Below are 4790 nucleotides of genomic sequence, written 5' to 3'. Positions count from 1 at the left end.
TTCCCATCCCGAACAGGACCGTGAAACAACTCTGCGCCGATGATAGTGCTGCAACCAGTGTGAAAGTAGGTTATCGTCAGGCTAGTTATAAAGAGAAAAGCCCACCAGTGATCTGGTGGGCTTTTTTCGTTTGAAAGCCCCTTCCGTTCGACGACAGGCATTGCCTGTCGCCTTACCTGGCCGGGGCTTTTTTTCGTTTGAATTCTTGTGCTCGCGCCATGGAAAATAATTAACGTGTACTATTTGGTAATTATTTCAATGGGGAGACAATCATGCAGCGCCAACTACAATGGGCTTCTTTGAGCCTGATCGCCGCTTTGCTGACCGCCTGTGGCGGTTCGAATGTGGACAGTACGGCTCCGCGCACGGCAGGCTTGCGCATGGGCGCCGTCGGACCGACCGCCCCACCGACGGTTTCCGCACATGCCGCACTGGTCCAGGCACTCTACCTGGCCTATTATGGCCGCGTCCCCGATGAGGGCGGCATGACTTTCTGGACCGGCGTCCTCGATAACCTCAATCTGCCCGCTACCGCGTCCGCCTTCTACTATGCCTACGACAGCGATGCCAATGTCAAATCAGTGCTCGATGGATTTGGCAGAAGCACGGAAGCGTCGGACCTGTACGCCGGCACCAATGCCGAATTCGTTAATACTGTTTATATCAATTTATTCGGCCGCTATGCCGATGGCGGCAGCCAAAATTTCTGGGTTGGCGCGCTCGACAGGCAGGTCATCACCCGATCGTTTGCTGCCTTGGCCATTCTCGTCGGCGCGCAAGGCGATGATCTGTCGGCCCTGGCAAAAAAGAATGACGTGGCGACGCGCTTCCTGGCTGCGCTGACCACTGCGGGTGTGACAGATACTTCGCCTAAAGGCGTCGTTGGCGCCGATTTGCTGGCCCAGGTCAATGCGAATACCGATCTCGCAGCATTCCAGGCGATGATTGACGCGGCTGTGCAGTCGATTCAAGACATGGTACCGACCAGCTTGTTACGTTACACCGCCTTCCAGAATGTCTATGGTGAGATCGCGATACCAGTGCGGTACTGGCTGTCGTACGGGCGCGGGGCTATTCCTGTCCCTAACGGCAAGCTGGAGTTCGGCCTGGGGGAGCGCCAGATCGGCTTCGCCAAAAACTTTGGATCGAGCAGCCCCGCCGTGTCGTATGACGCACCCATCGTCGCCTCATCGACGGTTGCCGGCCAGGGTGATGGCACTTCTCCTACGATGCTGATGCTGTGCCAGGCCACGACTGATGCGGGAACCGGCGCCGTCAGCAATAAATCAACGGACTTGCTGGTGCTGAATGCGGCGCAGATGATTACCACCGCCAAGGACTTGGCAGGGCAGACGCTGTCTACCTACCGCGAAGATTGCGGTGTCGTCACTGCGCAAAATATTGTGTTCGATACGGAGGGCGCCGCAACGGTGACCGATGCAAGCGGCACCAAAGTGTATCCGGTCGCCTCGGTGCAGGCAGCGTTGAATGGCGTGCTGGCAGGCGGCCTGACAGTCAGGGATCTTTCCTGGCGCGCTTACCGCTACACCAAGGCGGACGGCTCGATCAAGTATGCGATCGTCAGCCGGACGATGTCGCACACCAGCGTGCCGCCGGAGACGCCGACCGTCACCGCCGCTGCCGGCGCAAGTGCCACGACAGCAGCCGGAGCGCTGTCGTTGTGGTCGCAGGAATAGAGCGCATGGCGCCGATGCTAGCGCGTCGGCGCCAGCATCGGCAGCGTCAATGTAAACCGGGTGCCACCGCCGGTCTCGCTAACCACGTCGATGGTGCCACCCAGGATTTCGGTGACGATGTTGTGGACGATATTCAGGCCCAGGCCTGAGCCTCCCACCCCCAGCTTGGTGGTGAAGAAGGGATCGAAGATGCGCGGCAGGTAGTCCTTCTGGATACCGACGCCGTGGTCTTCAACCGATAGCGTCACCAGGCCCTGCGGGGATAGGCTGGCCGAGATGTCGATCAGGCCTTCGCCGCGGCCCTCGTAGCCGTGCAGGATGGCGTTGTTGATCAGGTTGGAAATCACCTGCCCGATGGGGCCGGGGTAGCTTTCCATCATCAGGTCCGGCGGTATCCTTTGCTGTATCACGAATGGGGTGCGCTTGATCGTTGGCTGCAATGTCAGCACATTGCCGGCCACCACCTCGGCCAATAAAAAGCTGCGTCGTTGCGAACTGGTCTGGTCGACCGCCACCTGTTTGAAGTTGGTGACGATGTCCGCCGCGCGATGCAGATTGCGGCTCAGGATATCCACCGACAACTGCGCATTCTGGATGTAGCTCTCAAATTCCTTGCGGGTGATGCCGCCTTCCAGCGTCAGGTGCTTGGTGATGTCGTCGGTCTGCATTTCAAACGTGGTGGAGGCCATCAGGCTGTTACCGATCGGCGTATTCAGCTCGTGGGCGATGCCGGCCACCATGGCGCCCAGTCCGGCCAGGCGTTCGTTGCGCACCAGGTCTTCGCGCGCCTTGTCCAGCGTGGCGACCATGTCCTGCAGTTCGCGGTTGGCGCGGCGCAGCGCCAGGTGGGTATTGATGCGCGCCAGCACCTCTTCGATCTGGAATGGCTTGGTGATGTAGTCCACGCCGCCGGCATCGAAACCGGTGACTTTTTGCTTGGGGTCGGTCAGGCCGGTCATGAAGATGACCGGGATATCCTTGGTGGCCTTGCCGGCCTTGAGGCGCCGGCAGGCTTCGAAGCCGTCGATGCCAGGCATGACGACATCGAGCAGGATCAGATCGGGTTCGGCGAATTCCGCGCGCATCAAACCTTCGGCGGCGGTTTGCGCCAGCACGATCATGAAGCCGTGCCGTTCAAGCCGGTCCAGCAGGGCCGCCAGATAGGAAAGCGAGTCGTCGACGATGAGTATCGTCGGCATCGGGACTACGGGGATCTCGCTCTGGTTCATCACGCAGCCTGAGGATATTCACGGTGGAGACAGTATAGGCATACTGCCCCGGCGGCGGTGAAAAAAGAGCGAGACCGTTGCGCCTACAGCAAATTCAATCCCTTCAACATTACCAAAAGAATCAACACCGGCGAGACATAGCGCAGCAGGAAGAAGATGATGCGTATCGTGCTCCGGTTGGCCAATGTGCCCTGGTTCGACAATGCCTGGCCGAACTTGTCCGCGCCCCATACCCAGCCCACAAACACAGCTAGCAAGATGCCACCCAGTGGCAACAGCACGTTGGACGAGACGAAGTCGAACAGGTCGAACATATTCATGCCGAACAGTTTGAAGTTGGCCAGGACATTGTTGGTCAACGCGCAGCTGGAGCCGAGCAGCATCAGGCCGGCGATGGTCAGCAGCGTGGCCTTCGCACGGCTGAGGCCAAAACGTTCGTGCAAGATCACGACGGGTACTTCCATCAGCGACAGCATCGCACCAGTGGCGGCCACCGATGCCAGCACGAAGAAGGCGATCATCAATAACTGGCCACCGGGAATCTGCGAGAACACGGCGGGGATGGTGATGAATACCAGGGCCGGGCCGGCTGCCGGTTCGAAGCCGAAAGTAAACACCGCCGGGAAGATCGCAATGCCCGCCAGCATGGAGACGCACAGGTCGGCAGCCATCACGCGCAGCGTGGTTTGCGGAATATTCTGGTCGTCGCGGAAGTAGGAGCCGTAGGTCATCATCGTGCCCATGCCCAGCGATAGCTTGAAGAACGCCAGGCCCATCGCGGTCAGGATGACGCCCGCAGTGATCTTGCTGAAGTCGGGGCGGAACAGGAACGCCAGGCCGTCGACCGCCTTGTCCAGCGACAGGCTGACCGCGCATAGCACCAGCAACAGCAGGAACAGGATGGGCATCAGTTTCTTGGCGATACCTTCAATGCCTTTGGTTACACCCATCAGCAAGATGCCGCCGATGAAGGCCAACACGCCCCATTGCCACAACAGCGATTGCACCGGGTCGGCGATCAACGCGCTGAAAGCGCCTTCGGTGACGTGGCGGTCGCTGCTCAGGATGGAGCCGCCGATAGCCTTGAATACATAGGCGAATACCCAGGCCACCACTTCGGAATAGAAGGACAGGATCAGGAAGGCCGCCGCCATGCCGGCCACGCCAACCAGCCACCACGGCAGACCTTTTTTCGGGCTGAGATTTTGCAGTGCGGTGATCGGATTTGCTTTGGCTGCGCGCCCCATCGTGATCTCCGCGATCATGACGGGCAGGCCGATGACCAGGGTGGCGAGCAGGTAGATCAGCAGGAAACCGGCGCCGCCGTTGGCGCCGGTCAGATAAGGGAACTTCCATATATTGCCAAGGCCTACGGCCGACCCCAGCGTCGCCGCGAGTACGCCGAAGCTGGAGCTGAAGCCGCCGCGCTTGACGGTGTGATTGGTCATTGGGTGTCTTCCTGCCATGTACATAAAGGGCGCGATTGTAGCAGTTCGAAAAAAGGCCTTGCAGATATGGAGGGGGCTTTGCTATAGTCCGCCCCCTCGCAGAACGGCACATGCAAATGTGAAATGAGCGAGGAAAAAAGTAGGGGTTGACGAAACGATCTAAACGCTTCATACTCTTTCTTCTTCGCTGACGGACACAACGATCCGCAGCAAACGCAGTACCGAATAAGTTCTTTAAAAATTTACAGTCGATAAGTGTGGACGTTTGATGAAAGTGCACACGCTGCTCAGGCAGCGTGAAACTTAAAATATCAAATGTTCACAAGAAGTAATGAAATAGGCGCTACGAAAGTAGTGGCCTGTCAGTATTTTGAGTGAGCGACCCCTTAGCAATAAGGGTGCTACGAGAGTAGCAA

General features: G+C 58.5%; 3 protein-coding genes. 1 reads left to right on the top strand and 2 read right to left on the bottom strand.

Features of this window, described 5'->3' with window-relative positions; all coding sequences use genetic code 11:
* Positions 1-272 precede the first annotated feature (272 nt).
* A complete protein-coding gene (locus D0T21_RS31410; RefSeq protein WP_116994082.1) occupies positions 273-1697 on the top strand; it encodes a DUF4214 domain-containing protein in 1425 nt (474 codons plus the stop codon).
* Positions 1698-1714: 17 nt separating this feature from the next.
* On the opposite strand, the gene D0T21_RS31405 is transcribed toward D0T21_RS31410, so the two are convergent.
* Positions 1715-2926 (bottom strand): sensor histidine kinase, encoded by a 1212-nt coding sequence (locus D0T21_RS31405; protein ID WP_116994083.1) that lies wholly within the window; start codon positions 2924-2926, stop codon positions 1715-1717.
* A gap of 83 nt (positions 2927-3009) precedes the next feature.
* Positions 3010-4374 (bottom strand): sodium-dependent transporter, encoded by a 1365-nt coding sequence (locus tag D0T21_RS31400; RefSeq protein ID WP_116994084.1) that lies wholly within the window; start codon positions 4372-4374, stop codon positions 3010-3012.
* Positions 4375-4790 lie beyond the last annotated feature (416 nt).

Origin of the sequence: Duganella sp. BJB476, assembly GCF_003416895.1 — a bacterium.
In the GTDB taxonomy this organism is placed as follows: domain Bacteria; phylum Pseudomonadota; class Gammaproteobacteria; order Burkholderiales; family Burkholderiaceae_D; genus Rugamonas.
This window is presented reverse-complemented; position numbering and strand designations above follow the sequence as displayed.

Bases quoted from the DNA above. Each gene is read 5' to 3' on its own strand.
- D0T21_RS31400 (WP_116994084.1), bottom strand. From the start codon at position 4,374: ATGACCAATCACACCGTCAAGCGCGGCGGCTTCAGCTCCAGCTTCGGC.
- D0T21_RS31410 (WP_116994082.1), top strand. From the start codon at position 273: ATGCAGCGCCAACTACAATGGGCTTCTTTGAGCCTGATCGCCGCTTTG.
- D0T21_RS31405 (WP_116994083.1), bottom strand. From the start codon at position 2,926: ATGAACCAGAGCGAGATCCCCGTAGTCCCGATGCCGACGATACTCATC.